The following is a 24,734-nucleotide window of genomic DNA, read 5'->3' on the forward strand; positions in this document are numbered from 1 at the left end:
CGGACCATGGGACCGACAGGAAAAAATAATGAGTACGGCAGCATGTCGGAGATCAACGTGACTCCCCTCGTGGACGTCATGCTGGTGCTGCTGATCATCTTTATGGTGACCGCACCCATGCTGCAGCAGGGAATAGACGTGGATCTGCCGAAAACCAAGACTTCTCCCATCAAGATCGAGGAAGAGCGCCTCGTGGTCACCGTGACCCAAAGCAAGAATATCTATATCAACAAGACCCCTTTTACTTTTGAGGAATTGCAGAAGAAACTGATAAAAATCCTGGAGGCAGATCCCCATAAGGAGGTTTTCCTTCGAGCCGACAAAAACGTACCTTACGGTTTCGTGGTCAAGGTCATGGCGGCCATCAAGGAAGCGGGTATCCAGAAGCTGGGCATGGTCACCGACGTGTCGGAGATAGCAGATTGATGGTGATCAGGTTTCGCCCTTTTGAAGAAACCGAATTTGACAGGGATTTCTGGCGGATGTTTTGGGTCTCCCTGGCCCTTCACCTTGCCGTAATCTTTTTCATTGCCCTTGCCCGGAAGATCGCCCCACTTCCCATTTATTATGCCCCGCCTTCGGCTACGACCGTGGATCTGGTTTCCATGGCCGGGCAGGCGCAAAAGAAGGCCGAGGCCCCGGCCCCGCCACAGGAAAAGGCGGTGATGGTTCCTCCGAAACCAAAGGCTGAGGAGAAGATCCTCATACCCGATGTGAAGAAGGAGAAAAAAGCCCCGGAAATAGTCAAGAAGGCCGCGCCTGAGGCGGAAAAGGCGGTCAAGAAAAAACCGGTTCCTGAAAAACCGCCGGACAAGGACTACAGTAACAAGGATATCCGGTCCGCCATTGAGAACCTGAAGAAAAAGATATCCGAAAAGGATGGGGGGGCAGGGAGCGTGGCAGGCCAGGGCCAGCAGCAGGCCATTGCCGGCCGGGGCGCCATATCCAGCCGGCTGATGGAGATCCGGTATAAAACCTACTATAGCACAATCTGGGAGATTATCCGCGACGCATGGATCATCCCCCAAGGCATATCCATTGAACGCGATATGGAAACCGTGATCGGCATCGTGATAGAAAAAAATGGGAAAATATCGGACATCACCATTGAAAAAAACTCAGGGAACCAGGCCTTTGATGATTCGACCATCCGGGCCATTGAAAAAAGCAGCCCCCTTCCACCGATTCCAGGCGAGGAAGAAGAGCTTCCGGTGGGTATCCGTTTTACTCCAGAGGATTATCAATGAATAGACATCTTACCCCCTATCTGAAAAAAGTTGCCGTTCTGGCCATGACCTCCATATTTTTTCTTTTTCTCTCGGATGCTTCGGCCGATCCCAAGATCTACCTGGATATCAATGCCCCGGTTATCCGGAGGCTCCCTGTGGCCATCCAACTCTTCAAGGATTTGAAACAGGCTCCTGAGGACCTCCCCATCGGGAAGGAGCTTCATGAGACCTTAAGCGACGACTTGTCCTTTTCCGGGCTGCTCCAGATCCTGGATCCCACGAGCTTCATTGAAGACCCCGCTGCTTCGGATACCGATCCGTCCAAGATCCGCTTCGAAGACTGGCGGATCGTGGGTGCCGATGTCCTGATCAAGGGAACCTATCTTCGGAGCGGAGACCAGCTCCAGACCATATTTTATCTCTATGATGTGATCCTGCAAAAGCAGATTCTTGCGAAAAAATATTACGGCAAGGTCAGCGAGGTTCGAAGGATGGCCCATCGTTTTGCAAACGAGATCATCAAACAGATCACCGGAGAGGAAGGGGCCTTCGATACCCGGATCGTCTATCTCTCCATTGCCGGCGGTTTCTATGAGATCCATATCATGGACTACGACGGTTATAATGACCATGTCAGTCTGAAGGAAAAACCCATCATCGTTGCGCCCAAATGGTCTACAGACGGCGAAAAGATCGTTTTTACCTCATACAGGGAAAAGAATCCCGACCTCTATCAGATCATCGCACAGACCGGCGAAGTCCAGAAAATTTCCGGGGAACCCGGCATCAATACAGGAGGCGTTTACTCGCCCGGAGGGGGAAGGCTGGCCTACGTCATGAGCAAAGAAGGCAATCCTGAGATCTATATTCTCGACAAGTACTCCAAAACCCCGAGGGCGATGACCAAAAACTTTGCGACGGATGTATCCCCAGCCTGGTCGCCGGACGGCAAACAAATCGCCTTCATGTCGGATCGGGCAGGGACTCCACAGATCTATATCATGGATTACAGCGGCACAAACGTATCCAGGGTCACCTCCCAGGGTAAATACAATGCCTCGCCGGCCTGGTCTCCACGGGGGGACCGGATCGCCTTTTCCAGTCAGACCAATGGGCATTTCCAGATCGCAACCATCAAGCCGGATGGGTCCCAGATGATCCTGCTGACGTCCAATGCCGGGAACAATGAGTACCCTTCCTGGTCGCCGGATGGACGGTTTCTCTGCTTCAGTTCCACACTGGGCGGGAAACCGGACATTTATATCATGAACGCCAATGGCACAAATCTTCGTAAAATCACCTCAAATCCGGCTAAAAATACGGCGCCCAACTGGTCGCCAGGCATTTCTGTTGAATAAAAAATTCTTTAAAAAAACTGTTTACAAATTAAATTTCTGTATTATACTTAACCATGTTTGAAAAGGGTGGTACAGCCACGGGGAACAAAGAGGTGGTCTTTTTGTATCTTTGTGGTATTTTTTTTCAACAAGAGAAGGAGGAGCAGCATATGAAGAAGAACAGATGGATGTCTTTTAGTATCATGGCCATGGCGGTCGTACTCTTATTCGCCTTTGGCGGTTGCGCGAAGAAAGTGGACACGACCAAATCAGCCGCAGGGGAAGAAGGCGCCGGCACAGGCATGAAACAAGGCGGTATGGGCTCTGAAGAGATCGAGGCGATCCAACCCAAGGAACTCAAGGATATCTCTTTTGATTTCGACCGTTTTGATCTCTCTCCGGAAGCGCGTGCAACCCTGGCCGACGATGCTGCATGGCTTGAAAGCAATCCTAATGTCAAGGTGGCGGTTGAGGGTCACTGCGATGAGCGGGGCACCAATGAATACAACATCGCCCTGGGAGACAGAAGGGCAAAAAGCGCCTATAATTATCTGATCAATTTAGGGATCAAGGCCGACCGCCTCTCCACCATTTCGTACGGCGAGGAAAAACCCCAGTGTACGGAACATGAAGAGTCCTGCTGGTCGAAAAACAGACGGGCACACTTGTCCGCGAAGTAACTCACAGCTTGGATGTTGAGATTGAAAGAAACCGATAAGCCCAGAGGCACGCTTTAAGGGGAACCGCCTTGACGAACATGCACCGAATCCGGCAGTGGATGATCTTGTCCATGGTAATAGGCCTGTTTTGCGGCTGTGCGGCAATGAACCAGGACGCGCGCATTAACTTTCTTGAAGGACAAATGAAAGACGTCCTGCAGAAATCCGCTGAATGGGATGTGTCATCCAAGGATGTCCGCAGGAAGATGGCGGATTTTTCTTCTCAGACGGACTCGATTCAGAATCAAATCCAGCAGCTTGCCGGACGAGTTGACGAGATTCAGGATAGAAGCGACACTCGTGTGAATACTGCCCCTGTACAACAAGGGATTTCGGAGGAGATTCGGAACCTGAAGGAACATCTTTCATTCTTAGAAGCCAGAGTGGCGGAACTGGAAAAAACCCTTTCTCCCACAAAGCCGATGAACATGGAGATTCCTTCATCAACCGGCCCCTCCGAATCCCCTCTGGCGCCTCCACCGGCGGCTGAAATCGAGAGACCGCCTGCGCTGCCGATTGAAGAAACACGGAAAGAGTCCTCACCCCCTGAGGACGAGCGGGCATACAACGAAGCCATGGATGCAATGAAGCAGAGACAGTATGAGAAGGCCATCCGACAGCTTCGCAGCTTTATCAAGAAATATCCGGGGAATGAACTCAATGACAATGCCCAGTACTGGATAGGTGAATCTTACTTTGCGCAGAAGAAGTATGAGGAGGCCATCATCGAGTTCGAAGAAGTGATCACGCAATATCCCAAGGGGGAAAAGATCCCGGCCGCCTTGCTCAAGGAAGGGCTTTCATTCCAGGAGCTCAAAGATACCAGCATGGCCCGCCAACTCCTGAAGAAGCTAGTTGATCAATATCCTGACGCGGAAGAAGCGAAGATGGCCAGGCAGAAATTGAAACAGCTATAGTCCTTTGCCCTTGACGCCCCGCATCAATCTCTGAACCCATTTGATTTCTCGGATGTTTTTATAGAACCTCTCCTTCCGGTTCCGGCGCAGGAATTTTTTTAACAGGGCGAGATCCGTCTCGGAAATTTTTCTGATCTTAACCCCCACATTATATCGGCAGAAATCCCCCGGCTCAGAAAGATTGTACCAGCATGCCGACCCTTGAATCAGAATTTCACTCTGATCGGGAAGCTGAATCCTGACCTCCAGGGTATTGTCCGCTCCCCCTGAACTGCCGGCCAGAACATGAAGATCCTCCACCATGGTCATGTCTGTGGCCATACAAAAGCCGGAGATAGAGAGATTCTTGACCGACACAGGAATGCGTTTGGTCCTTCTGCCTGTCCTGCCGCAGATAATACAGAAACTGACCTTGAGGTTGGCCTCTAACCGGCTGGCCGACCTCCTTTCTTCGGAAACTTTATTTTGACCCTTCACGGAAGTTCCCATGCGTCCGCGCCTTTCGATTTTTTACAATAAAGGATTTGAAAAATAAACTCAACTTATTTTTTCAATACGCATTCTGCACTTGATACCGTGCCGTTTTATGTGTAAAATGAACCGGCAACAAAACAAAACCGGTTTCATCACATCCTCTCGCACCATTCGAAGGAGCCTTATGGGGAAACAATACAACAAAACAGAAAAGAGAAAACGAAGAAAAGCAAGAATCAAACGGCTTAAGCAAAAAAAGAAAAAATAGGAGAGGCTTCTAACGAGATACGCCTTGACCGGGAAGAAGTTCCAGAAAATAGATAATAGAAGGGAATTCCGAAGACCCGCGAATGGGCGCCTGTGTGCTTGGGCGAGCGACAAAAACAAGGTGACGGATACCGGCCTGCCTCGCAGAACGGAGATTGGCTTCGCTGTCTTCGGCCAGAAGCGCACGGTCCTTATCAAAACCGAGATGGGACACCAAGGCCTTCCAAAACATAGTATCCTCCTTTGGAACGCCGAAATCATGAGCGGAGATAATCTCATGGAAAAAAGGCCCGAGAAGGGTCTTCTTCATCTTCAGATCCAGGGTCTTCCCATGCGCATTCGTCACCAGGCAGATTTCCTTTCCTGCATCCCTTAGAAAACACAGAAACCGTTCTACATAAGGGTGCACCTGGATTAAGTGTTCAACCTGTGTCTTGAGAAAAGGGATGTCGAGACCCAGTTCCTCGGACCAGAAATCAAGATCGGTCCAGTTCAGCGTCCCTTCCTCTTTTTTGTATCGCGCCGTCAACTCCTTCGCGGCCCTTTCCGTGGAAATGCCGTTGGACTCGGCATACTCCCTCGGAACGAAGACCTCCCAGAAATAATCATCAAAGTACCGGTCGAGCAGAGTCCCGTCCATATCCAGGAGCACGGTATCGATCTCATCCCACGGCAGATGCATGAATTCATTCCCTTTCTCATGGAGCAGGCGTCCTTTCGAAGGGGATAGGAATCTACAGAGTCCCCAAAATATCACGCTCCCGGACCATCACAAACTCCTCCCCCTTCACCTTAACCTCATCCACGCCGAATCTTCTGAAAAGGATCTTATCGTCAGGCTTCACCTCGATTTTAATGAATTTCTTCTCTCCGGTCAGGTTTCCCTTCTTGTCCCTCTCCTCTTCGTAACATCCTCTCCCTGCTGCCACAACGATTCCCCGCGTCGGCTTCTCCTTTGCAGAATCCGGAATCAAGATCCCACCGGAAGAACGATTCTCGGAAGGTTCGGGCTTGATGAGCACCCAATCGTTCAAAGGACGTATTTTCATGGTAGAAATCCCTCCTTCATAATGATTGCAAACAAAATACCTTGAATATGATCATTCATAACAAAAAATCCATCAAATGGCAAGCTGGTTTTCAACTTCTTTTATTTTTTATGTTTTATTTTTTATTGACAAGGAAAGAATGATTTTATATAGTTATTTTTTCTTTAGAAAGATCTTAAAGGCTTCCGGTCGGAAGAAAATTCCTTTTTGTGTTTGCAGAACGCATCATGCAATTTTAACCGCTCCCGGAGGATATTCATACTTGGGCCGTTAGCTCAGCTGGTAGAGCACCGCCCTTTTAAGGCGGGTGCCGTTGGTTCGAATCCAACACGGCTCACCAAAGAAAAAGGGGGGGGCAAAACATTCACGGACAGGGGCATAACCTGAGAATTTTTTGCCCTCTGAGAAGAAAATGATAAGATCATATATGCCGTCCCCATCGTCTAGCCTGGCCCAGGACACCGCCCTTTCACGGCGACGACGGGGGTTCAAATCCCCCTGGGGACGCCAAACAAAAAATTCAAATTTCAAAACTTAGAAGAGAGGGCAGATAGCTCAGATGGGAGAGCATCCCGGTTACGACCGGGAGGGTCACGGGCCACTGAGCAACATGTTCGATCAGAAAGAACGGGCGGGTAGCTCAGCTGGGAGAGCATCGGCCTTACAAGCCGGGGGTCACAGGTTCAATCCCTGTTCCGCCTACCAAGTAATAAGAATTTGAAATTTCAAATTTCAAACCTGCATATTCAGTTGGTTAGAACGTCCCGGTTGTGACCGGGAAGGTCGCTTAGTGGTCCTGTTCGTAAATATGGTAACGTACCGAGAGTGCCGTAGGGCGGCATCATCAAGGCGCGCGACTGAGGCGTACCCCCTGCGGTACGTCGCAAGGAGCGGAACGCCGAGGAGGCCGCCCTACGGCACTCGAATGCGACCGTATTTACGAATAGGACCACTTAGTCCCATCAACCCCGAGCAGGATAGCTGGGGGGGCGGTAGTTCAGTTGGTTAGAACGTCGGCCTGTCACGCCGAAGGTCACGGGTTCGACCCCCGTCCGCCCCGCCAGATATTCTGCTCTCTCTCCTGAAGGACATGCCATTCTACCTCTACATCCTTGAGAGCGAAGCTACAGGACGATACTATATCGGCCACACGCAGGATATCATCCAACGTCTCCAAAGACACAACACCAACAGGGTCCCCTCTACCCGGCACAAAGGCCCCTGGGTGCTGGTCTATTTTATTTTTAAAAACTATTGAAAAGGATTGCCGATGAGAATCGTCTCTTCCCGCTTCTGCCCGGTAGAAATAATTGAGAAAGGAACTCTGATCAGATCTTCCAGCCTTTTGATATAATTCCGGGCCTTTTCAGGAAGTTTCTGAAAGGCCTGGACTCCCACGGTGCTGCACTTCCAGCCCGGGATTTCTTCGTAGACCGGTTCGCAGGCCTCAAGGACAGCGATTTCTACAGGAAATTCCTTTATAGCTGACCCTTTATAACGATACCCCGTGCAGATCGGTATGGGATCGAATCCATCCAGGACATCGAGCTTGGTGAGCGCGCAACTTGCCAGAGCATTGATGCGGACCGAATACTGAACCACCAAGGCATCAAACCACCCGCAGCGCCTGGGACGCCCGGTGGAGGCGCCGAATTCCTTGCCGATGCTTCGGAACCTTTCTTCCAGATCCCCTTTGACCTCAGTCGGGAAAGGCCCGCTCCCCACGCGTGTGGTGTAGGCCTTGACCACGCCGATGACATGGTCCACCCTGGCAGGTCCGAAACCGAGACCGGTGCAGGCCCCTCCGGCTGTGGGATTGGATGAGGTCACAAAGGGATACGTCCCGTGGTCTACGTCCAGAAGCGTCCCCTGCGCCCCCTCGCAAAGGATATGCTCGCCTTTGTTCATACTCTCATGAATTAAAAGGGAGACGTCCGATGCCCATGATCGGATCCTTTCTGCATAGCGGCTGTAATCCCTGAGAATCGGTTCCGCGTTGATTTCATCGCCTTGATAGAGCGCCTTGATCAGGGGATTGTAATAGCTCAGGTTGGATTTCAGCTTCTTCCGAAACAGGTCGGGATCAAGCAAGTCCGAGACTCGGAAACCGGTTCTCGCCATCTTGTCCGAATAGGCCGGACCGATCCCTCGGCCGGTTGTGCCGATCTTCCTGTCGCCTTTTGCGAGTTCACTCCATTTTTCCAGCGCAAGATGATACGGCATGATCAGGTGGGCATTTTTACTGATATAAAAACGGCCATCCAGACGGATCCCCTTCTGCTCCAGACCCTCCACTTCCTGCATCAAGGCGGCGGGATCAATCACGACTCCGTTGCCGATCACGCACTTCTTGTCGGGATGAAGAATGCCGGACGGGATCAGGTGAAGAATATATTCCTGATCGCCGATGACCACGGTGTGGCCGGCATTGTGGCCTCCCTGGTACCGGGCCACCATCTGGGCTTTCTCCGTCAGGATGTCCACAATTTTTCCTTTACCTTCGTCACCCCACTGGGAACCGACCGCCACTACCGTCGCCACAAAGCGCTCCTTTCAAGAATGGATGGATTACAAACGGGCCACCCGGACATCCACTACATTGGGAAGACCGGACAGTTTTTTCAAGAGATTCTTATCCACAGGACTGTCGACATTCACGATAGAAATGGCCTTGCCTCCCGGCTCCTCCCGTCCGAATTGCATACGGGCGATGTTGATCCCGGCATCGGCCAGGGCTATTCCCACGCTGCCGATCACACCCGGTTTATCATGATTCCGGAAAATGAGCATCTCCCCTTCCGGTATGGCCTCAAGGGGCATCCCGTCCACCATGACGATCCTGGGGTCTTTGTTGTTGAACAAGGTCCCGGAAATAGAGTTCCGGCCGTATTTCCCACGAATGGTGACCATAATCTTGTTCTGAAAATTCGGCCTTTCGCTCGACTTGATTTCAGATATCCTGATACCCAGGTCTTTGGCCAGAAAGGGGGCGCTCACGTAGTTGACATCCGTAAAGTTCGAGAGGAACCCTTTGAGAATTCCATTGGAAACAGGATCAGTATTCAATGCCGAGGCATCTCCGAAAAACTCCATGATCACCTCGTCGGCCCTTCCGTCGGCTACCTGGCCGAGGAAGGATCCGAGCTTTTCCCCCAGTGAGATATACGGCTGGATCTTTTGGAACTCATCCGCGGAAACGGCGGCCATGTTCCGGGCATTCCTTGCCACACCGGTCTTGAGGTATTCCACCATCTGTTTGGCCACCATGACAGCCACGTTCACCTGTGCCTCACTGGTGGATGCCCCGAGATGAGGGGTGACCACCACATTTTCAAGCTGCAGCAAAGGATTGCCCAAGGGGGGTTCGTTCTCAAATACATCCAAAGCGGCCCCGGCTACTTTACCGCTTTTCAGAGCCTCAAGGAGATCCGCCTCCTTGATGATCCCGCCGCGGGCACAGTTCACCAGGCGGACACCATTCTTCATCCTGGATATCGTCTCAGAGTTGATCAGGTATCGTGTTTCGGGCGAGAGCGGAGTATGGACCGTAATGATATCGGACTGCGCGTAGATCTCATCAAGCGAGACCAGACTCACGCCCAGGGAACGGGCCATCTCCTCGGTCATGTAAGGATCGTATCCGATGACGTTCATACCGAGAGATCTGGCACGCTGGGCCAGGTTCTTCCCGATATTGCCCAGACCGATGACCCCGAGGGTCTTCCCATAGAGTTCAATGCCTGTAAATTTTTTCTTTTCCCACTTGCCGATCTTCAGGCTCGCCGTGGCCTCAGGGATATTGCGGCACATGGACATGATCATAGCCAGGGTATGCTCCGCCGTGGTGATGGTGTTCCCTCCGGGCGTGTTCATGACCACAATCCCCTTGCGGCTGGCGGCGGCGATATCCACATTATCGAGACCCGTTCCGGCGCGTCCCACAACCTTCAGCCGGGCTGCATGTTTAAGGAGTCCTTCGGTCACCTTGGTGGCGCTTCGAATCACCAGACCATCGTATTCCCCGATCATCCCGGCAAGTTCCTCCGCCGGCGTCGATGTTCTGGCGTCGACCTCCATGCCCGCCTCCTTGAAGATGGTTATCCCTTCAGGGGCCAGGTTGTCGCTGATCAGAATCTTCATGTTTAATCCTCACATTCTCTTATACTTCAAAAAGGACCTTCTCTGCTGCGCGTAAGCCCGCACCGAGTTCAAAGGAATACCCGAATTCCTTGAGTCCTCTCTCTACGGAAGCCACGGCATTGATCACGTCCAGCACGTCCGCATAGCCGAGATGGGCGACCCGGATGACCTTCCCCTTGAGCTTGTCCTGCCCTCCGGCAATGGTTACACCATAATGATCCCGCAATTTTTTGTTGAAGGCCCCGCCATCGATACCGTCCGGCAGATAGACGCCGGTTACGGAATTGCTCGGAGAGTCCACGGCCAGGAGACGAAGCCCCAAGGCCCGAAAGGCCTCACGCGTGGCGTGAGCAAGCTTCTCATGCCGGGCGAAGATCTGCTTCAGCCCCTCCTGCTTCATCATCTCCAAAACCTTTCTCAGACCGATGATCATTGAAACCGGGCTGGTGAAGTTGGTCTGCCCGGTCTCGGCCTTGGCCTTTTCCTTCCTGAGGTTGAAATAGAAACGGGGGCATTTGGCGGACTCGTTGAAACGCCAGGCCTTGTCGCTGACACTGAGGAATGCCGCACCGGGAGGGAGCATGAGCGCCTTCTGAGAGCCGGTGATACAGATGTCGATCCCCCATTCATCCACAGGAAGGTCCACCACCCCGAGCGCCGTAATGGCATCCACGACCAGGATGGTATGCTCCCGCTTGCGGACAATCTCCGCGATCTCCTTGACCGGATGGGCCACGGCCGTACAAGTCTCACTCGCCTGAACGTAAACCGCCTTGATGGACGGGTCTTTTTCAAGGGCCTCTCGAACGGCATCAGGTTTCACGGCCTCGCCCCAGGGGACGTCGATGTTGACCGGGGTCACTCCGTAGGCGTGGCAGATCTCGGCCCAGCGCTCCCCGAACTTCCCGCCGCGGACGCAGACGGCACGATCCCCAGGGGAGAGGAAATTGGTGACCGCGGCCTCCATGCCGCCGGTCCCTGATGAACTCAGAATCAACACCGTATTCTTAGTCTGGAATAACCACTTCAGCCCTTCCAGTACCTCCTTTAAAATAGCAGCGAATTCCGGAGACCGGTGGTGAATCACCGGCTCCGACATGACCGAAAGAACCTCCGGCGGGACCGGTGTAGGTCCTGGGGCAAGCAGATATTTCTTTTTCATGACCTCCCTTTCTTAACCTTTCTTATTAAATTTAACCGTCTTTTTCCGGCGATATGACAGAAGTTAAATTGTTAACATAGGGGTTTTTTATTGTCAAGACAAAACCCAGACGCGGGTGCGCGACAAATTTGTCGCAGACCCCCCAGACGCTACCCCTGAATAGGGCCTTTTCAAATCACTTTTCAGATCGTCACGGAGGCCGCCGGCTCCGTGGTCTGCAGCCGGTCCTTAATCAGCCATAAGCCGCCTGCAATAATCAATCCCCCGCCGGCCCAGGCGAGGGGGTGCGGAACCTCCCCCCAAAAAACATAGCCATAGATCACGGATACAATGACCGTTAAATAGCCGGCCGAGGCCACGGCCGGCGCGCGGTCCCTCTGGTACGCCAGGGTCATCAGGAGCTGGCCCAGACTGGCAAAGAGCGCCGCCCCGGAGAGAAAGAACCACTGCCGGAGGTCAGGCATCACGAATGTTGGAAGGACCGGGAACGAAGTCAAAACGGCCGTCAGCAAAGTAAAGTTGAACACGATAACCAGAGGCGAGTCCGTGGCATTGAGACGCCGGACCAAAAGATGGGCCATGGCCGAAGCCGCTGATGCCCCGAGGGCCACCCAGGCGGCTGTGGGCCAGGCCATGGCCGGCTTCATGATCACGGCTACACCGGTCAGACCGGCAAAAATGGCGATCCATGCCGATCTCGGGGTCCTCTCTCCGATGACAAACGGAGCGAGGAGTGAAAGGATCAGCGGATGCGAACTCCCGATGAACATGCACTCGGCAAGCGGCATGTGGGTCAGGGCATAAAAAGATCCGGTCATGGCCGCCATCCCGAAAAGGGTTCGGAAGAACATGACGTGCCCCGCCCTGACCCAAAGAGGTTTTTTACGCAATCGGACAAACAGAAACAGGAGAGGGATGGAGATTAAACAACGCAGGAAGACCAATTCCATCGGAGAGATCCCCGGACCCACCGCCTTGATCAGCGCGGACATGGTCGCAAAGCAGACGGAAGCAAAAAGCATGAAGATAATGCCCATGACCCACCATAAGATTTTAAAGATTCATGATATATTAAGGGTCTCATAACAATTTTAAGACCGTTAATGAAGTTGAAATCATAACATAAGATTTGGATAAACCATCAAGGAAAAATGCACAGTCCCCCTCCGGCCATTCTTCCAGAACCCCATATTTCCTCTCTTGAGGAGACTTGGACGTTACACAAGCTGGGGCTGTTTCAGGAGATCTGCAGAAGCCTGAAGACCAGCAACTGCATCGAGTCGCTCATGTCCCTGATCGGTCAGAAGCTGGGCATCGAATGGGTATGTTACCCCAAACACCCCTCTGTCTGTTTTTCCTTGAAGTTTTTCTAATGCCTTGATATAAAAGTTTTAACCATAACGTCTTCGGTGATCACGGCCGTTGTTTTGACGCCATTCTTCGTCGGGGAAAGGGGACCACATGGCAGAGTTCAGATACCGCTGGGCCCGGATCGGGGACATCAACGCCTTTTTCGGGCTGATGCTGGACAACATGTCCGATCTGGTGATCATGGCCGGGATCCTGATCGGGGTCTTCGGCTTCCCCAAGGAGATCGTTCTTTACCGGATGCTTCCGGGCACGGCGATCGGCGTGCTGTTCGGGGACCTGATCTATACCTTTCTTGCCTTTCGCCTGGCGCAACAGACGGGCCGAGACGATGTGACGGCCATGCCGCTGGGACTCGATACGCCCTCCACGTTCGGGCTGGCCTTCGGCATCATCGGCCCGGCCTACCTCAAGTTCAAGGACCCGATCCTGGTCTGGCACATCACCACGGCGGTCATCATCCTCATGGGGATCATCAAGATCATCGGGGCCTGGACCGGTCCTGCGATACGAAGGCTCGTGCCGCGGGCCGGGCTCCTCGGTTCCATTGCCGCCGTGGCCATGATGCTGATCGCCTTCTTCCCTTCACTCAAGATTTTTTCCAATCCTATTGTCGGTTTTGTCTCTCTGGGGATCATCCTGATGACCCTGATCGGAAAGATCAAGTTCCCCTTCAGGATGCCGGGCGCCCTGGCCGCCGTCCTGATCGGAACGGTGATCTATTATCTCCTTCACCTGACCGGTATCTCGGTGATTCCGGAAGAGCATCTGCCGAGACTCCATCTAAGCGTGGGGTTTCCTCTGCCCACACTCGGCTTCATGGAAGGAATGACTGAGGCCCTGAAATATCTCCCCATTGCCGCGCCTTTTGCGCTTGCGATTGTGGTGGGAGGGATTGATGTCACCGAATCCGCGGCCGCGGCCGGGGATGAGTACGACAGCAGGACGATCATCCTGACCGACGGGATCGGGACCATCCTTGCGGGCCTCTGCGGCGGAATCCTTCAGAGCACCCCCTATATCGGCCATCCGGCCTACAAGGATATGGGAGGGAGGTCCGCATACACCCTGGCGACCGCGGTCTTTATCGGCCTAGGCGGTATCCTCGGATACCTCTCCTTTTTCGTTAATCTCCTCCCGGAAGCGGCCGTGGCCCCGATCCTGGTCTTTATCGGGCTCGAGATCACGGCCCAGGCCTTTGAGTCCAGTCCGGCCCGTCATGCCAAGGCCGTGGCCATGGCCTTCATCCCGGTGATCGCCAATCTTCTCTTTATCGAGATCGGAAGCCATATCACCAACCTCGGGAAGGAAGCCTCGGATCTGACCGGTGAGGTGGCCGTCACGTTTCAGACCATCATGATGATGGGAAACGGTTTCATCCTCTCATCGCTCCTCTGGGGCTCCATCACCGCCTTTATTATTGATAGAAAGCTCAAGATCGCCGCGGCATTTCTCTTGACGGCTGGGGTTTTCTCGCTTTTCGGAATCATCCACTCCCCCTTTGCAAGCGGCGAGATCTTTCTCCCCTGGCAGATCCAGACCACGGCCCATTACAAATTCTTCGCCGCTTACCTTCTCACCGGACTCCTCTTGTTCGCCCTGGACGGCCCCTCCAATGCCGACACGGGACCCGGCAAAAAAAGTCAGTGACCTCGGAGGCTTGACGTTTGCCGGCCCCTCAAATGGGCTTATTCGCAAACGGTTAAGAACACCCTCCCCTTAATCCCCTCCCATCAAGGGAGTGGAAACCATATGGCAGTTCCCTCGCCCCTTGTGGGAGAGGGGTAAAGCATTTCGGTTAACTGCATACTCCCGGAATGGCCAAACTCCGGGAGTCCCCCGGCAGAGTCGGGGGTTTACCTAAATGCAATTACGAGTAAATCCGCCCCGGAGCCCCGGAAGGGTCTGCGACAAAAATGCCTGTCCTCCGACCGGACAATCCATGGTTCGACAAGCTCACCATGACAATTGTCACCCTGAGCCTGTCGAAGGGTGGATTCCCCGATCGAGTCGGGGAATGACGCTCTTAGAGAAATATTTGCCCATAAATTTGTCGCACACCCGCCCCGGAAAAACAGCCCCGGAAAAACATATTGAACAATTTTTATTAAAATGTTAATTTTATTATTCATCTTTTAAGAAAGGGTCTTCACCAAAAGAGTGAGTGAAAACAAAAGGGGCCAAGGGGTCAAGGATTCCAGGGGTCAAGTGAAGTGCTAAAAACATAAGGGGCCGAGGGTTCAAGGGTTACGCTTCGCGTGCCCCGCTTTTCTCTATCATCTTTGCCGTCTGCGACGGCTATTACACCAAGGTATCTTGGGGTCAAGGGTTAGAGTGTTTTTTTCTGGAGATTTTGCCTGCGTTTAAGTATTTCACCCTGTTAGAGAGCTCGTCTCTCTAACGGGGTTCACTTGAACCCTTGGCCCCTTGACTCCTATAACCCTATGGTTCTTGAATCCTCGAACCCTTTTTACCCACTAAATGGGAGAAGAACCTTAAGAATAAGGCGATATTCCATATGACAGAAAAAGACCTTGCCCGTGTGTCCAGGCCGTCCCGTTATATCGGCTCGGAGATCAATGCCGTTAAAAAGGACCACCAACGAGTGGATATCAAGGTGGTCTTGGCCTTTCCTGACGCCTATGAGATCGGGATGTCTCATACCGGGCTCAAGATCCTCTACGAAATCCTGAATAACCGAAAAGATACGGCGGCTGAACGCGTCTTTGCCCCATGGAAGGACATGGAACAACTCCTGCGTTCAGAAAAGAGGCCTCTCTGCTCTCTGGAGTCCGGTATTCCCCTCCGGGATTTTGATATCCTCGGATTCACGTTGCAGTACGAAATGAGCTATACCAACATCCTGAATATGCTCGATCTTGCGGGGATCCCTCTGTTCTCGGCTGAGCGGGATGGATCCTTTCCCCTGATCATCGGCGGGGGACCCTGCGCCTTCAACCCAGAACCTCTTGCCGGCTTCTTCGATCTCTTCGTGATCGGGGACGGCGAGGAGGTGATCGGGGAGATCGTGGACCTTTTCAAAAAATACCGGTCCTTGAATCGCGAGACCCTCCTCGGTCATTTGGCCGAACTGGAGGGTGTCTACGTCCCTTCCGACTTTGAGATCCTGTATGCCCCTGACGGGCCAATCCGGGAAATCCGAAGGACCCGGCCGGGGCCGGAGCGGATCCGAAAACGGATGGTCAAGGACTTAAACAGGGCGCCCTACCCGCGCTCCCCTCTCCTTCCCTATATGAAGATCGTCCATGACCGTGTGGCCCTGGAGATTTCCCGGGGCTGTACACGAGGGTGCCGTTTTTGTCAGGCAGGCATGATTTACAGGCCCGTCCGGGAAAGAGACGTGAAGACCATCATCGGTTATCTGAAAGATTCCGTTCTGAGCACAGGATACGAGGAAATATCCCTGACCTCACTCTCCAGCGGCGATTATACCGAGCTGCCAAGACTCGTCAAGGAAGCGGTTAGGTTTTCCGAGAAGAGGCATGTGAGCGTCGCTCTTCCGTCCCTGCGGCCGGGGACCCTCTCTTCAGAGATCATCGCAGAAATTCAAAAGATCCGCAAGACCGGATTCACGATTGCGCCTGAAGCAGGAACGCAGCGGCTCAGGGATGTCATCAACAAAGGGGTGACCGAGGAAGACCTGCTCACCACGGTGCAGAAGGTGTTTTCCGCCGGATGGGAGATCCTCAAGCTCTACTTCATGATCGGGCTCCCCTCTGAAACCGAGGAAGACGTCAAGGGAATCACGGATCTCACGTTCAAGGCATTGAAGATTGCGAAGCAAGCCAATCCGAGGTTCAAGCAGATCCATGTCAGCGTCTCTCCCTTCGTCCCCAAGGCCCATACCCCTTTCCAATGGTCCCGGCAGAACCGGCCGGAAGAGATCGCGGATAAATACCAATTTCTAAAGAGGGGCTTCAAGCACAAGAAGCTCTCTTTGAAATGGCATGAACCGGGGATCAGCAGGCTTGAAGGGATCTTTTCACGCGGAGACCGCAGGCTCGGCCTTGTTCTCTGCGAGGCCTGGCGGCTGGGCTGCCGTTTCGACGGCTGGACCGATGAATGCGACCTTGCAAAATGGGACCTCTCTTTTCAGAACACAGGGATCACCCCCGACTTCTATCTCTACAGGGAGAGGGACCTGGCCGAGATCCTTCCATGGGATCATATTGAAAGCGGCGTGACCAAGACCTTTCTGGCCGAGGAATATAGGCAATCCCTTAAAGGGGAGATCACACCCGACTGCCGTTACGGGGCCTGCACGCTCTGCGGCGCCTGCGGACAGGAACCGGGTTTTGCGCTTGCCCGCTCCGGAGAAGAGACCGGAATCAAGGTTTGCTCTCCCCGGCCGAACCTACCGGTCGTGAAACGGTTCCGGATCCGATACTCCAAGGGGGGGCGCCTTAAATTTCTCTCTCACCTGGAACTGATCAACACCATGGTGCGGTCATTCGCCCGCGCCGGAATCCCCCTGGAGTACTCCCATGGATTTCACCCGCATCCGAAGATGGCCATGGGGCCGGCTCTCCCCGTGGGGGTATCGGCCATGGCCGAATACCTGGACGTCAACGTGATCGGATCCGTATTCGAGGAGACCCTCGCGGCCGGATTAAACCAGGTCCTCCCCGATGGGATCCGGGTCACTGGAGTCAACTGGATTCCGGCACAGGCCCCGGCCATCTCTTCGGTGATCCGCTTCGGGGAGTATCTCCTGGATCTTCCCCGCTCCGCCTTCCGGGAAGATCCGTCTCTTGCAGTGCAGGAGCTTATGGGCCGGCATGAGATCCTGATCACCAGGGATCAGAAGGACCGGATCAAAACCCTGGATATCCGGCCGATGATCGAGGAAATGGAGATCCATTCCATGGACGAAGAACAAGTGATCGTAAGACTCATCGTTCAAACCGGAGACCAGGGGGGCGCCCGTATTGATGAAGTGCTGCAGACGCTGTTAAATCAGCCGGCATCAAACCTTCAGGACGTCCGGATCACTCGAACGGGTCTCTATACAAACCGATATCGCGCCATCCCATTTCAGGAAACAAAGGTTGAGACGGCCCATTAAAGATGAACGCGTGCAGCCATGACCACAGAACTGATTGTTAACTCCACATCCTATGAGACGCGGGTTGCCCTGCTTGAGAACAACAATGTGGTTGAGATCTACATCGACCGCAAAAAGGGGCGCGGCGTGGTGGGAAACATCTACATGGGACGCGTCATCAAGGTTCTTCCCGGCATGCAGGCGGCGTTTGTCGATATCGGCCTGGAAAAATCCGCTTTTCTTTATGTCGCCGACATCTACAGCAAAATAGAACATTATTCTCAGGCCATCCCGGGGAATGAATTTGAGGATGAGGAGATCGACGAGGAGGTCGGTGAAGAGATCAAAGAGGAATATACAAAGGTCCCTTACGCCACGCCCATAGAGGATCTGCTCAAGGAAGGGCAGGAGATCATCGTACAGGTCGCCAAGGAGCCGATCGGGACCAAAGGGGCCCGCGTCACATCTTACATCTCTCTGCCCGGCCGTAATCTGGTCTATATGCCTTCCGTGGATCACGTGGGGATCTCAAGAAAGATCAGCGATGAGAAGGAGCGTGATAGGCTGAGGGGAATCATCAAGGGTCTGAAAGGCACTGGAGAAGGGTACATCGTGCGGACGGTCAGCGAAGGAAAAAACGACGAGGAATTCCTGGCGGACAAGCAGTTCTTAAAACGTCTATGGGGCGATGTTCAGAAGAAAGTCGAGAAAGCCTCGGCCCCTTGTCTTCTCCACAGCGACCTGGACCTGGTATTCCGGGTGATTCGAGACCTCTTTACAACTGAAGTGGACCGGATGGTCATTGATTCACCTTCCGAGTACTACCGGGTCAAGGAGTTCGTGGGAACGTTTCTTCCCAACCTGATGAGCAAAATCGAACTGTATGACGGGGCCGAGCCGATCTTCGATGCCCAGGGCGTGGAAGTGGAAATTTCACGCGCATTGAAAAGGCGCGTCTGGCTGAAATCCGGAGGGTACATCGTCATTGATCAGACCGAGGCCCTGGTGGCCATTGATGTGAATACCGGACGTTATGTGGGCAAGCGAAACCTGGAGGAGACCATCTTCAAGACCAACATGGAGGCCGCCCGGGAAATCGCCTATCAGCTCAGGCTCCGGAACATCGGAGGGATCATCATCATCGATTTCATCGACATGGAAGACAAGAAAAACCGGATGATGGTCTTCAATGCCCTGCAAAAAACCCTCATGAACGACAAGGCCAGAACCACGATCTATGAGATCTCGGAACTCGGCCTGATCCAGATGACGCGCAAACGGGTCCGGGAAAATCTCGGAAGGGTCCTCATGGAGCCATGCAGTTACTGCGAAGGGGAAGGATACATCAAATCCAAGATCACGGTCAGCTATGATATCTTCAGGGAGATCAGCAGGATCGCCCCGTTGACTAAGGAAAAGAAAATTCTGGTCGTTGCCCAGATCGATGTGGCAGATATGCTCTACGATGAGCAGAGAAGAGAGGTCGAAGAGCTGGAGAACAAATTCAAGAAAAGAATCGTCATTAAGGGAGAGCCCGACTTCCATCAAGAGCAGTTTGAAGTCATGCTGACCAGCTGATCTCATAGCCCGTTATGGAGACGGACGGATCGTATGATAAAGCGTTTTTCCATCCGGATAAAATTAATCGCCGCCTTCATCATCATCGGCGTCTTCCCCATGCTTCTCGCAACGTATATCGGAGTCGAGATCGCTTCAGGAAGGCTGGAGAAGGGGATTGAGGAACGCATCAACTACGCGGGAAAATCCGCCGTTTACCTGATTGCCAAGAAGAAGACGGAACTCGAGGGAGTGGCCCGTTCTTTTTCCGGGGATCCGAGACTCAGAAAGGTCATCCAGGGCGGAGTGAACATCAAATTCCTCTGGTTTGACACGCCGCTCCAGGTTTACCTTTTCAATCATGAAAACCATATGATCTTCACCAGCACGGGCGAGAAATTCACCCGTCCGAAAAATCCGGCGGAGGGGATGACCTTGCTCCGGACACAATCCGGCAGCGAACCGTGGCCGCTCCTGGTCTTTCTTCTGCCTGTGTCGGACCAGGGACGTCCCATCGGGACCATCATGACCGGCTATCCGCTCGGCAATGAATTTCTCAACGACCTCAAGAGCGTGACCGGCGTGGAGTCCATGCTTTTCAAACAGGACCCGTCCGGGGGGTACTTCTCCATAGAGACAAAAGGGAGGCTGGACCTCCCCGATGAAATCCTAAAAAGTGTGGCAACCCATGGCCGCCAGGCATTCACCAAGTCTTCGAGGATCCGGCTTGAAGAGAAAGAGGAAGAGTATCACGCCCTTTTAACCCCCTTGCCGGATGCCGACGGTCGTGTATCGTATATATTATTCAACGGCATATCCTCCTCCGAGACCCTGAGCCGGAAGCTCGCCTCAACCCGCTTCTACTATATCCTGATTTTCATCGGTGTGCTCCTTTCCGTCATCGCCGGATCGGCTTTGGGCACGGGGATCTCCTGGCCTATCCTTCGGTTGTCCAGCGGGGTGAAGGCCATCAGCGCGGGCGATTACAACCAGAAAATACAAGTCCGGAGCCGGGACGAGATCGGAGAACTGGCTGGATCCTTCAACCTCATGACGGATCGTCTCAAGGCGACCATCGCCAAACTGGTGGAAAACCAGAACTATACCGAGAATATGCTTCGCAGTCTCCTCAATGGAGTGATGACGATTGATCCGGATTCCATGATCATCAGAATAAACCGATCGACCGAAAACATCCTGAACTTGCCGGCGGAGAGGATGGTAGGCAAAAAGATTTCCGCCGTCTTTGATCAGGATCCATCGATCCTTGCATGGATTCAGGAGGGTCTCGAACGCCGCCAGGTCAAGGAAGGCATGGAAACCATCCTCCACCGGAGAGACGGGGCGATCATCCCGATCGAGCTCTCCCTCTCCCCGTTGGAAGATCCGGTCAGACCCGCAGGCTCCAAAACCGGACTGGTGGTCCTGATCCGGGATCTCACCGAGATTCAGGCGCTCAAGGAACATATCCGCAGGCAAGACCGTCTTGCGGCGCTTGGGGAACTTTCTGCAGGGATTGCCCATGAGATTCGTAACCCCCTCGGAATCATCAAGGGAGCTGCCGGCATCCTCAAGAAGGACTCGAGCTCACAACCCCCGAGATTTGACGAACTCTGTTCGGTCATCCTGGAGGAGGTCGACCGTTTGAACGATGTGATCAACGATTTTCTGGAATTCGCCCGGCCGAGACCACCGCAGTTCAAGCCGCAGAACATCAATGAATTGATCCGCGGAACCATTCAAATGACCGCGCTGCAGATAGAAAAAAATAAAATCTGCATCCATGAAAACCTTAAATCGGACCTCCCCCTGATCATGGCGGACGAACACCAGATCCACCAGGTCTTTTTAAACCTGATTCTGAACGCCCTGCAGGCCACGGACCAGGGGGATTCTCTGGAGATCACCACACGCCATCTTAAAGAATTGAATCAGATCGAAATCATTTTTGCGGACACCGGAATCGGCATTCCTGAGGATAACCTGAATAAGGTGTTCAACCCATTCTTCACCACGAAAGAACAGGGAACCGGACTTGGACTCTCCGTGGTCAGCAAAATCATCGAAAACCATCATGGCAAGATTTTCCTGGCCAGTGACGCCGGGAGGGGGACGCGGTTTAACATCCACCTGCCCGTGGCAGAGAAGTTTGACAGCGCTGATCAGGAAGATGCCGTGAGAACCGGCTCCGCTAAATAATTTTTTTTAGACCATCTCCAAAAGAGTGGGTGAAAACATAAGGGTTCAAGGGGTCAAGGATTCCAGGGGTCAAGTGAAGTGCTCAAACACGATAAGGAGTTAAAGGTTTGGCAGAAGTCTTATCAATTATGCTTGGAGATTTACAAAATAACAAACTGATCAAATCACTGGAAAACAAACACTTGACCCCTTGACCCCTGGAACCCTCGAACCCTTTTTACCCACTAAATGGGAGAAGAACCTCATTTTAAAAAGTTGTATGCTTTCTACCGATCCAGGCTACTAAAAAAAAGGTGCACACATGGAAGAGATCCTGGTCATTGATGATGAAAAAAAGATGCATCGGATCCTCCAGATCTCCCTGGAAGGGCTGGGATTTCATGTCATCCCTGCCAGCACGGGACTTGAAGGGATAGAACGGGCCAAGACACTCACCCCTTCATTGGTGATCACGGACATGAAGATGCCGGGCATGTCCGGAATGGAGGTCCTTCATGAGATCAAAAACATAGGCGAGGAAATTCCCGTGATCATCATGACGGCCTACGGCACGGTGCAAACCGCCGTGGAAGCCATGAAAGCCGGGGCCTTTGATTACATTCTGAAACCCTTTGACATTTCAGAGATGGAAATCATTGTAGAGAAAGCCGTCCGTTACCGAAGGCTTGCAAGAGAAAACGAACAGCTCAGATCCGAGCTTCAGTCAAAATACCGGTTCGATAACATCATCGGCAGGAGTAATCCCATGCAGCGGATTTTCCAGCTGATTAATCAGATCGCCCCCACCAAAAGCACGATTCTGATCCGGGGAGGAAGCGGAACCGGCAAGGAGTTGGTTGCCGGGGCCGTTCATTACCACAGCAACCGATCGTCCATGCCTTTCATCAAACTGAACTGCGGCGCCATCCCCGGCACCCTCCTGGAGTCCGAACTTTTCGGGTATGAAAAAGGGGCCTTCACCGGAGCGGAACGGCAAAAACCGGGGCGTTTCGAGCTGGCAGACGGCGGGACCCTTTTTCTGGATGAGATCGGCGATATGGATACGCTTCTTCAAGTAAAAATCTTAAGGGTCCTTCAGAACGGGGAGTTTGAACGTCTTGGCGGCACACAAACGATCCGGGTGGATGTGAGGATGATCGCGGCGACCAACACCGATCTGGAACAGAGAGTTCGGGAGGGCCGCTTCCGCGAGGACCTCTATTACCGGATTAATGTGGTTCCCATCGAAATTCCCCCTCTCCGGGAACGCCGGGAGGACATCCCCCTTCTGGTCCATCACTTCATTGATAAATACTCGGAGGAGACCCATCAGACGAAAAAAACCATACTACCTGAGGCCATGGATTTGTTAATTCATTATGATTGGCCGGGAAACGTACGAGAACTTCAGAATTTGATCGAGCGGGCCGTCGTATTGACCCGCTCCGATACCTTAACCCCGAAATCGTTTACATTCCCTGACCGTCCCAGAAAAACCGCCGCATCCCTAAATGAGATCATCATCCCGGAACAAGGGATTTCTCTATCCGATGTGGTGGAAGAGTTGGAGAAATCTTACATCAAAAAGGCGTTGATCCAGGCCGAAGGTGTCCAGATCCGGGCCGCAGAACTCCTCCATACGACCAGAAAGATCCTCCGCTATAAAATGGAAAAGTACGGAATTTAAGCACTACCCCCTTCTAACTCAACCATTTCTTTTTGAGCATACGAGCAGCCCTCTATTTTTTTGTCAATAATTTGATAATTTTTCTTGACATCCACGCTTATTTTGTCTATCTTTTACACCATATATAGTGTATCTTTCATCAATAAACACAAAATAGGACGGAGGAGGGAATCTGTCCTGCATGAACATAACGAGGAGGTGATGCAGAAAAGACACCATGAATGGTTCTGACCTGCTTTTGAACTTCCAAGGGAAGATCGTATGTCTATAGCAGAGAGTCAGCGAACCTGAAAGGAGCAGGCTATGAAAACAATAGCAATTGTCAACCAAAAAGGAGGCTGCGGTAAGACAACAACGGCCATCAATCTTTCAGCATCTCTTGCTTCTTTGGGTAAAAGGGTCTTGCTGATCGATATGGATCCACAGTCACATGCATCATTAGGGCTCAATGTCAGTCCAAAAGAACTCGAAATTTGTCTTTATGATGTCCTCCTCTCGATCGATGAGGTGGATAGGCCTATACTGGAAGACATTATCTCCCATGTAGGGGAAAATCTCGATCTGATCCCTTCCAATATAGTCCTGTCTGTCTTTGAACAAAAAATGGCCAACGCTCCGGGGAGAGAAACCCGGCTCCTGCAGGCCATCCAGAGAATGAAGAAAGAATATGATTATATTCTCATTGACTGTCCGCCTTCTGTGGGACTTTTGTCCTTCAATGCCTTGATGGCATCCCAGTATGCGATCATCCCCGTTGAACCGAGTTTTTTCTCACTCCACGGTCTTGGGAAACTCACGGAGACCATCCAGCTCTTTGCTGAAAAATTAAGTCACAACATTCATATTCATATTCTGCTCACCATGTTCGATAGAAGAACAAGGCTTTCGAGCGAGATCTTTGAGGAGATCAAAAAACATTTCATGGAAAACACGTTCCAGACGGTCATTCACTTTAACATCCGCCTCAAAGAGGCAGCCAGTTTCGGCTCTCCCATCACCGAGTTTGACAAGCATTGCATCGGATACAAAGATTTTCTTTCCCTTGCACAAGAGGTTCTTCAAATTCCCGAAAAGGAAGCGCAGGAACAGACCGCGAAGATCCTCGGCCCTCGTCCGGTGCAAAACGGCGTCCTTTTCTCCTACAAGGGAGCCGATATACAATCCCTGAAACTGGTGGGAGACTTTAACAACTGGACGCCGGATCCGTCTTCCGAACTTCAGAAAGAGCCGGATGGGACCTGGAAAAAATTGGTCTCCCTGCCGCCCGGAACCTACCATTACAAGTTCATCGCGGATGGAGAGTGGAAGGAGGACCAATATAATCCCAAATACATCATCAACGAGTTCGGCGGGATTGACTCGGTTGTGGAAGTCCCTTACTGGGAACGCCATCAGCAAAAAGGGAGTGACCCCGCATCCGATATGAACGCATCATGCCGGCTCCAATGACCCTGAAGGTCATTCAGTGAAGCAGGCCGGATCTTCCATTTATCTAAGTGGTCCTGTTCGTAAATATGGTGGCGTACCGAGAGGGCCGTAGGGCGTCTCATCTCCGCGCTCGACTGAGGCGTACCCCTCTGGTACA

19 protein-coding genes and 4 tRNA genes are annotated in these 24,734 nt (G+C 52.6%); 16 read left to right on the top strand and 7 right to left on the bottom strand.

Annotated elements, in window-relative coordinates:
• Window positions 1–6: 6 nt before the first annotated feature.
• The 5 genes from AUK29_00770 (at window position 7) to AUK29_00790 (ending at window position 4,202) form a co-directional block, all read left to right on the top strand.
• On the top strand, window positions 7–426 hold the full coding sequence (locus AUK29_00770; protein ID OIP66395.1) for a protein TolR: 420 nt from the start codon (window positions 7–9) through the stop codon (window positions 424–426).
• Entirely contained in the window at window positions 426–1,247 is an 822-nt protein-coding gene (locus tag AUK29_00775) for a hypothetical protein (GenBank protein OIP66396.1), read from the top strand. Before AUK29_00770 ends, AUK29_00775 begins: the two co-directional genes overlap by 1 nt.
• Entirely contained in the window at window positions 1,244–2,587 is a 1,344-nt protein-coding gene (locus AUK29_00780) for a Tol-Pal system beta propeller repeat protein TolB (GenBank protein OIP66397.1), read from the top strand. The genes AUK29_00775 and AUK29_00780 overlap by 4 nt, the downstream gene beginning before the upstream one ends.
• Window positions 2,588–2,754: 167 nt before the next feature.
• Window positions 2,755–3,246, top strand: a complete 492-nt coding sequence (locus AUK29_00785) for a peptidoglycan-associated lipoprotein (protein OIP66427.1) — start codon at window positions 2,755–2,757, stop codon at window positions 3,244–3,246.
• 182 nt (window positions 3,247–3,428) lie between these two features.
• Window positions 3,429–4,202, top strand: coding sequence for a tol-pal system protein YbgF (locus tag AUK29_00790; GenBank protein OIP66398.1), 774 nt, complete (start codon window positions 3,429–3,431; stop codon window positions 4,200–4,202).
• Here AUK29_00790 and AUK29_00795 read toward each other — a convergent pair.
• From AUK29_00795 to AUK29_00805, 3 genes are all read right to left on the bottom strand, one after another.
• The gene (locus AUK29_00795; protein ID OIP66399.1) at window positions 4,197–4,691 is read right to left on the bottom strand and encodes a hypothetical protein; all 495 of its coding nucleotides are present in this window, start codon (window positions 4,689–4,691) and stop codon (window positions 4,197–4,199) included. The two genes, AUK29_00790 and AUK29_00795, sit on opposite strands and share 6 nt — an antisense overlap.
• 262 nt (window positions 4,692–4,953) lie before the next feature.
• Window positions 4,954–5,625 (bottom strand): haloacid dehalogenase, encoded by a 672-nt coding sequence (locus tag AUK29_00800; protein ID OIP66400.1) that lies wholly within the window; start codon window positions 5,623–5,625, stop codon window positions 4,954–4,956.
• 52 nt (window positions 5,626–5,677) lie between these two features.
• Window positions 5,678–5,992: a hypothetical protein gene (locus AUK29_00805; GenBank protein OIP66401.1), complete on the bottom strand. Its 315-nt coding sequence runs from the start codon at window positions 5,990–5,992 to the stop codon at window positions 5,678–5,680.
• 264 nt (window positions 5,993–6,256) lie between these two features.
• On the opposite strand from AUK29_00805, the gene AUK29_00810 reads away from it, so the two are divergent.
• From AUK29_00810 to AUK29_00825, 4 genes are all read left to right on the top strand, one after another.
• Window positions 6,257–6,332, top strand: a tRNA-Lys gene (locus tag AUK29_00810).
• 92 nt (window positions 6,333–6,424) lie between these two features.
• Window positions 6,425–6,502: transfer RNA gene (locus AUK29_00815), tRNA-Glu, on the top strand.
• 119 nt (window positions 6,503–6,621) lie between these two features.
• Window positions 6,622–6,697: transfer RNA gene (locus AUK29_00820), tRNA-Val, on the top strand.
• Window positions 6,698–6,978: 281 nt separating this feature from the next.
• Window positions 6,979–7,055 (top strand) — tRNA-Asp (locus AUK29_00825).
• 188 nt (window positions 7,056–7,243) lie between these two features.
• On the opposite strand, the gene AUK29_00830 is transcribed toward AUK29_00825, so the two are convergent.
• The 4 genes from AUK29_00830 to AUK29_00845 all read right to left on the bottom strand — a co-directional run bounded on the left by AUK29_00830 (window position 7,244) and on the right by AUK29_00845 (window position 12,331).
• The gene (locus AUK29_00830; GenBank protein ID OIP66402.1) at window positions 7,244–8,533 is read right to left on the bottom strand and encodes an adenylosuccinate synthase; all 1,290 of its coding nucleotides are present in this window, start codon (window positions 8,531–8,533) and stop codon (window positions 7,244–7,246) included.
• Window positions 8,534–8,560: 27 nt separating this feature from the next.
• A complete protein-coding gene (locus AUK29_00835; protein ID OIP66403.1) occupies window positions 8,561–10,132 on the bottom strand; it encodes a phosphoglycerate dehydrogenase in 1,572 nt (523 codons plus the stop codon).
• A gap of 19 nt (window positions 10,133–10,151) precedes the next feature.
• Window positions 10,152–11,294 carry a class V aminotransferase gene (locus tag AUK29_00840; protein OIP66404.1) on the bottom strand — a complete coding sequence of 381 codons (1,143 nt, stop codon included), beginning with the start codon at window positions 11,292–11,294 and terminating at the stop codon, window positions 10,152–10,154.
• A 182-nt stretch (window positions 11,295–11,476) separates the two neighbouring features.
• Window positions 11,477–12,331 carry an EamA family transporter gene (locus AUK29_00845; GenBank protein ID OIP66405.1) on the bottom strand — a complete coding sequence of 285 codons (855 nt, stop codon included), beginning with the start codon at window positions 12,329–12,331 and terminating at the stop codon, window positions 11,477–11,479.
• 114 nt (window positions 12,332–12,445) lie between these two features.
• On the opposite strand from AUK29_00845, the gene AUK29_00850 reads away from it, so the two are divergent.
• From AUK29_00850 to AUK29_00880, 7 genes are all read left to right on the top strand, one after another.
• The gene (locus tag AUK29_00850; protein OIP66406.1) at window positions 12,446–12,667 is read left to right on the top strand and encodes a hypothetical protein; all 222 of its coding nucleotides are present in this window, start codon (window positions 12,446–12,448) and stop codon (window positions 12,665–12,667) included.
• Between the two features lie 88 nt (window positions 12,668–12,755).
• A complete protein-coding gene (locus tag AUK29_00855) occupies window positions 12,756–14,312 on the top strand; it encodes an MFS transporter (GenBank protein OIP66407.1) in 1,557 nt (518 codons plus the stop codon).
• An 868-nt stretch (window positions 14,313–15,180) separates the two neighbouring features.
• The gene (locus AUK29_00860; GenBank protein OIP66408.1) at window positions 15,181–17,748 is read left to right on the top strand and encodes a hypothetical protein; all 2,568 of its coding nucleotides are present in this window, start codon (window positions 15,181–15,183) and stop codon (window positions 17,746–17,748) included.
• Between the two features lie 18 nt (window positions 17,749–17,766).
• Window positions 17,767–19,305 (top strand): ribonuclease E/G, encoded by a 1,539-nt coding sequence (locus tag AUK29_00865; GenBank protein OIP66409.1) that lies wholly within the window; start codon window positions 17,767–17,769, stop codon window positions 19,303–19,305.
• A gap of 33 nt (window positions 19,306–19,338) precedes the next feature.
• Entirely contained in the window at window positions 19,339–21,483 is a 2,145-nt protein-coding gene (locus AUK29_00870) for a hypothetical protein (GenBank protein ID OIP66410.1), read from the top strand.
• 301 nt (window positions 21,484–21,784) lie between these two features.
• On the top strand, window positions 21,785–23,149 hold the full coding sequence (locus AUK29_00875; protein ID OIP66411.1) for a hypothetical protein: 1,365 nt from the start codon (window positions 21,785–21,787) through the stop codon (window positions 23,147–23,149).
• A gap of 303 nt (window positions 23,150–23,452) precedes the next feature.
• Window positions 23,453–24,598, top strand: coding sequence for a hypothetical protein (locus tag AUK29_00880; protein OIP66412.1), 1,146 nt, complete (start codon window positions 23,453–23,455; stop codon window positions 24,596–24,598).
• The last annotated feature ends 136 nt before the right edge of the window (window positions 24,599–24,734 follow it).

The sequence above is a fragment of the Nitrospirae bacterium CG2_30_53_67 genome, assembly GCA_001873285.1.
Lineage (GTDB): Bacteria > CG2-30-53-67 > CG2-30-53-67 > CG2-30-53-67 > CG2-30-53-67 > CG2-30-53-67.

Excerpts from the sequence above, each read along its gene's own strand:
- AUK29_00780 (OIP66397.1), top strand. The coding sequence starts at position 1,244 with ATGAATAGACATCTTACCCCCTATCTGAAAAAAGTTGCCGTTCTGGCC.
- AUK29_00850 (OIP66406.1), top strand. The coding sequence starts at position 12,446 with ATGCACAGTCCCCCTCCGGCCATTCTTCCAGAACCCCATATTTCCTCT.
- AUK29_00775 (OIP66396.1), top strand. The coding sequence starts at position 426 with ATGGTGATCAGGTTTCGCCCTTTTGAAGAAACCGAATTTGACAGGGAT.
- AUK29_00875 (OIP66411.1), top strand. The coding sequence starts at position 21,785 with ATGGAAGAGATCCTGGTCATTGATGATGAAAAAAAGATGCATCGGATC.
- AUK29_00785 (OIP66427.1), top strand. The coding sequence starts at position 2,755 with ATGTCTTTTAGTATCATGGCCATGGCGGTCGTACTCTTATTCGCCTTT.
- AUK29_00770 (OIP66395.1), top strand. The coding sequence starts at position 7 with ATGGGACCGACAGGAAAAAATAATGAGTACGGCAGCATGTCGGAGATC.
- AUK29_00880 (OIP66412.1), top strand. The coding sequence starts at position 23,453 with ATGAAAACAATAGCAATTGTCAACCAAAAAGGAGGCTGCGGTAAGACA.
- AUK29_00805 (OIP66401.1), bottom strand. The coding sequence starts at position 5,992 with ATGAAAATACGTCCTTTGAACGATTGGGTGCTCATCAAGCCCGAACCT.
- AUK29_00795 (OIP66399.1), bottom strand. The coding sequence starts at position 4,691 with ATGGGAACTTCCGTGAAGGGTCAAAATAAAGTTTCCGAAGAAAGGAGG.
- AUK29_00855 (OIP66407.1), top strand. The coding sequence starts at position 12,756 with ATGGCAGAGTTCAGATACCGCTGGGCCCGGATCGGGGACATCAACGCC.
- AUK29_00845 (OIP66405.1), bottom strand. The coding sequence starts at position 12,331 with ATGGGCATTATCTTCATGCTTTTTGCTTCCGTCTGCTTTGCGACCATG.
- AUK29_00865 (OIP66409.1), top strand. The coding sequence starts at position 17,767 with ATGACCACAGAACTGATTGTTAACTCCACATCCTATGAGACGCGGGTT.
- AUK29_00800 (OIP66400.1), bottom strand. The coding sequence starts at position 5,625 with ATGCATCTGCCGTGGGATGAGATCGATACCGTGCTCCTGGATATGGAC.
- AUK29_00870 (OIP66410.1), top strand. The coding sequence starts at position 19,339 with ATGATAAAGCGTTTTTCCATCCGGATAAAATTAATCGCCGCCTTCATC.
- AUK29_00835 (OIP66403.1), bottom strand. The coding sequence starts at position 10,132 with ATGAAGATTCTGATCAGCGACAACCTGGCCCCTGAAGGGATAACCATC.
- AUK29_00840 (OIP66404.1), bottom strand. The coding sequence starts at position 11,294 with ATGAAAAAGAAATATCTGCTTGCCCCAGGACCTACACCGGTCCCGCCG.
- AUK29_00860 (OIP66408.1), top strand. The coding sequence starts at position 15,181 with ATGACAGAAAAAGACCTTGCCCGTGTGTCCAGGCCGTCCCGTTATATC.
- AUK29_00790 (OIP66398.1), top strand. The coding sequence starts at position 3,429 with ATGAAAGACGTCCTGCAGAAATCCGCTGAATGGGATGTGTCATCCAAG.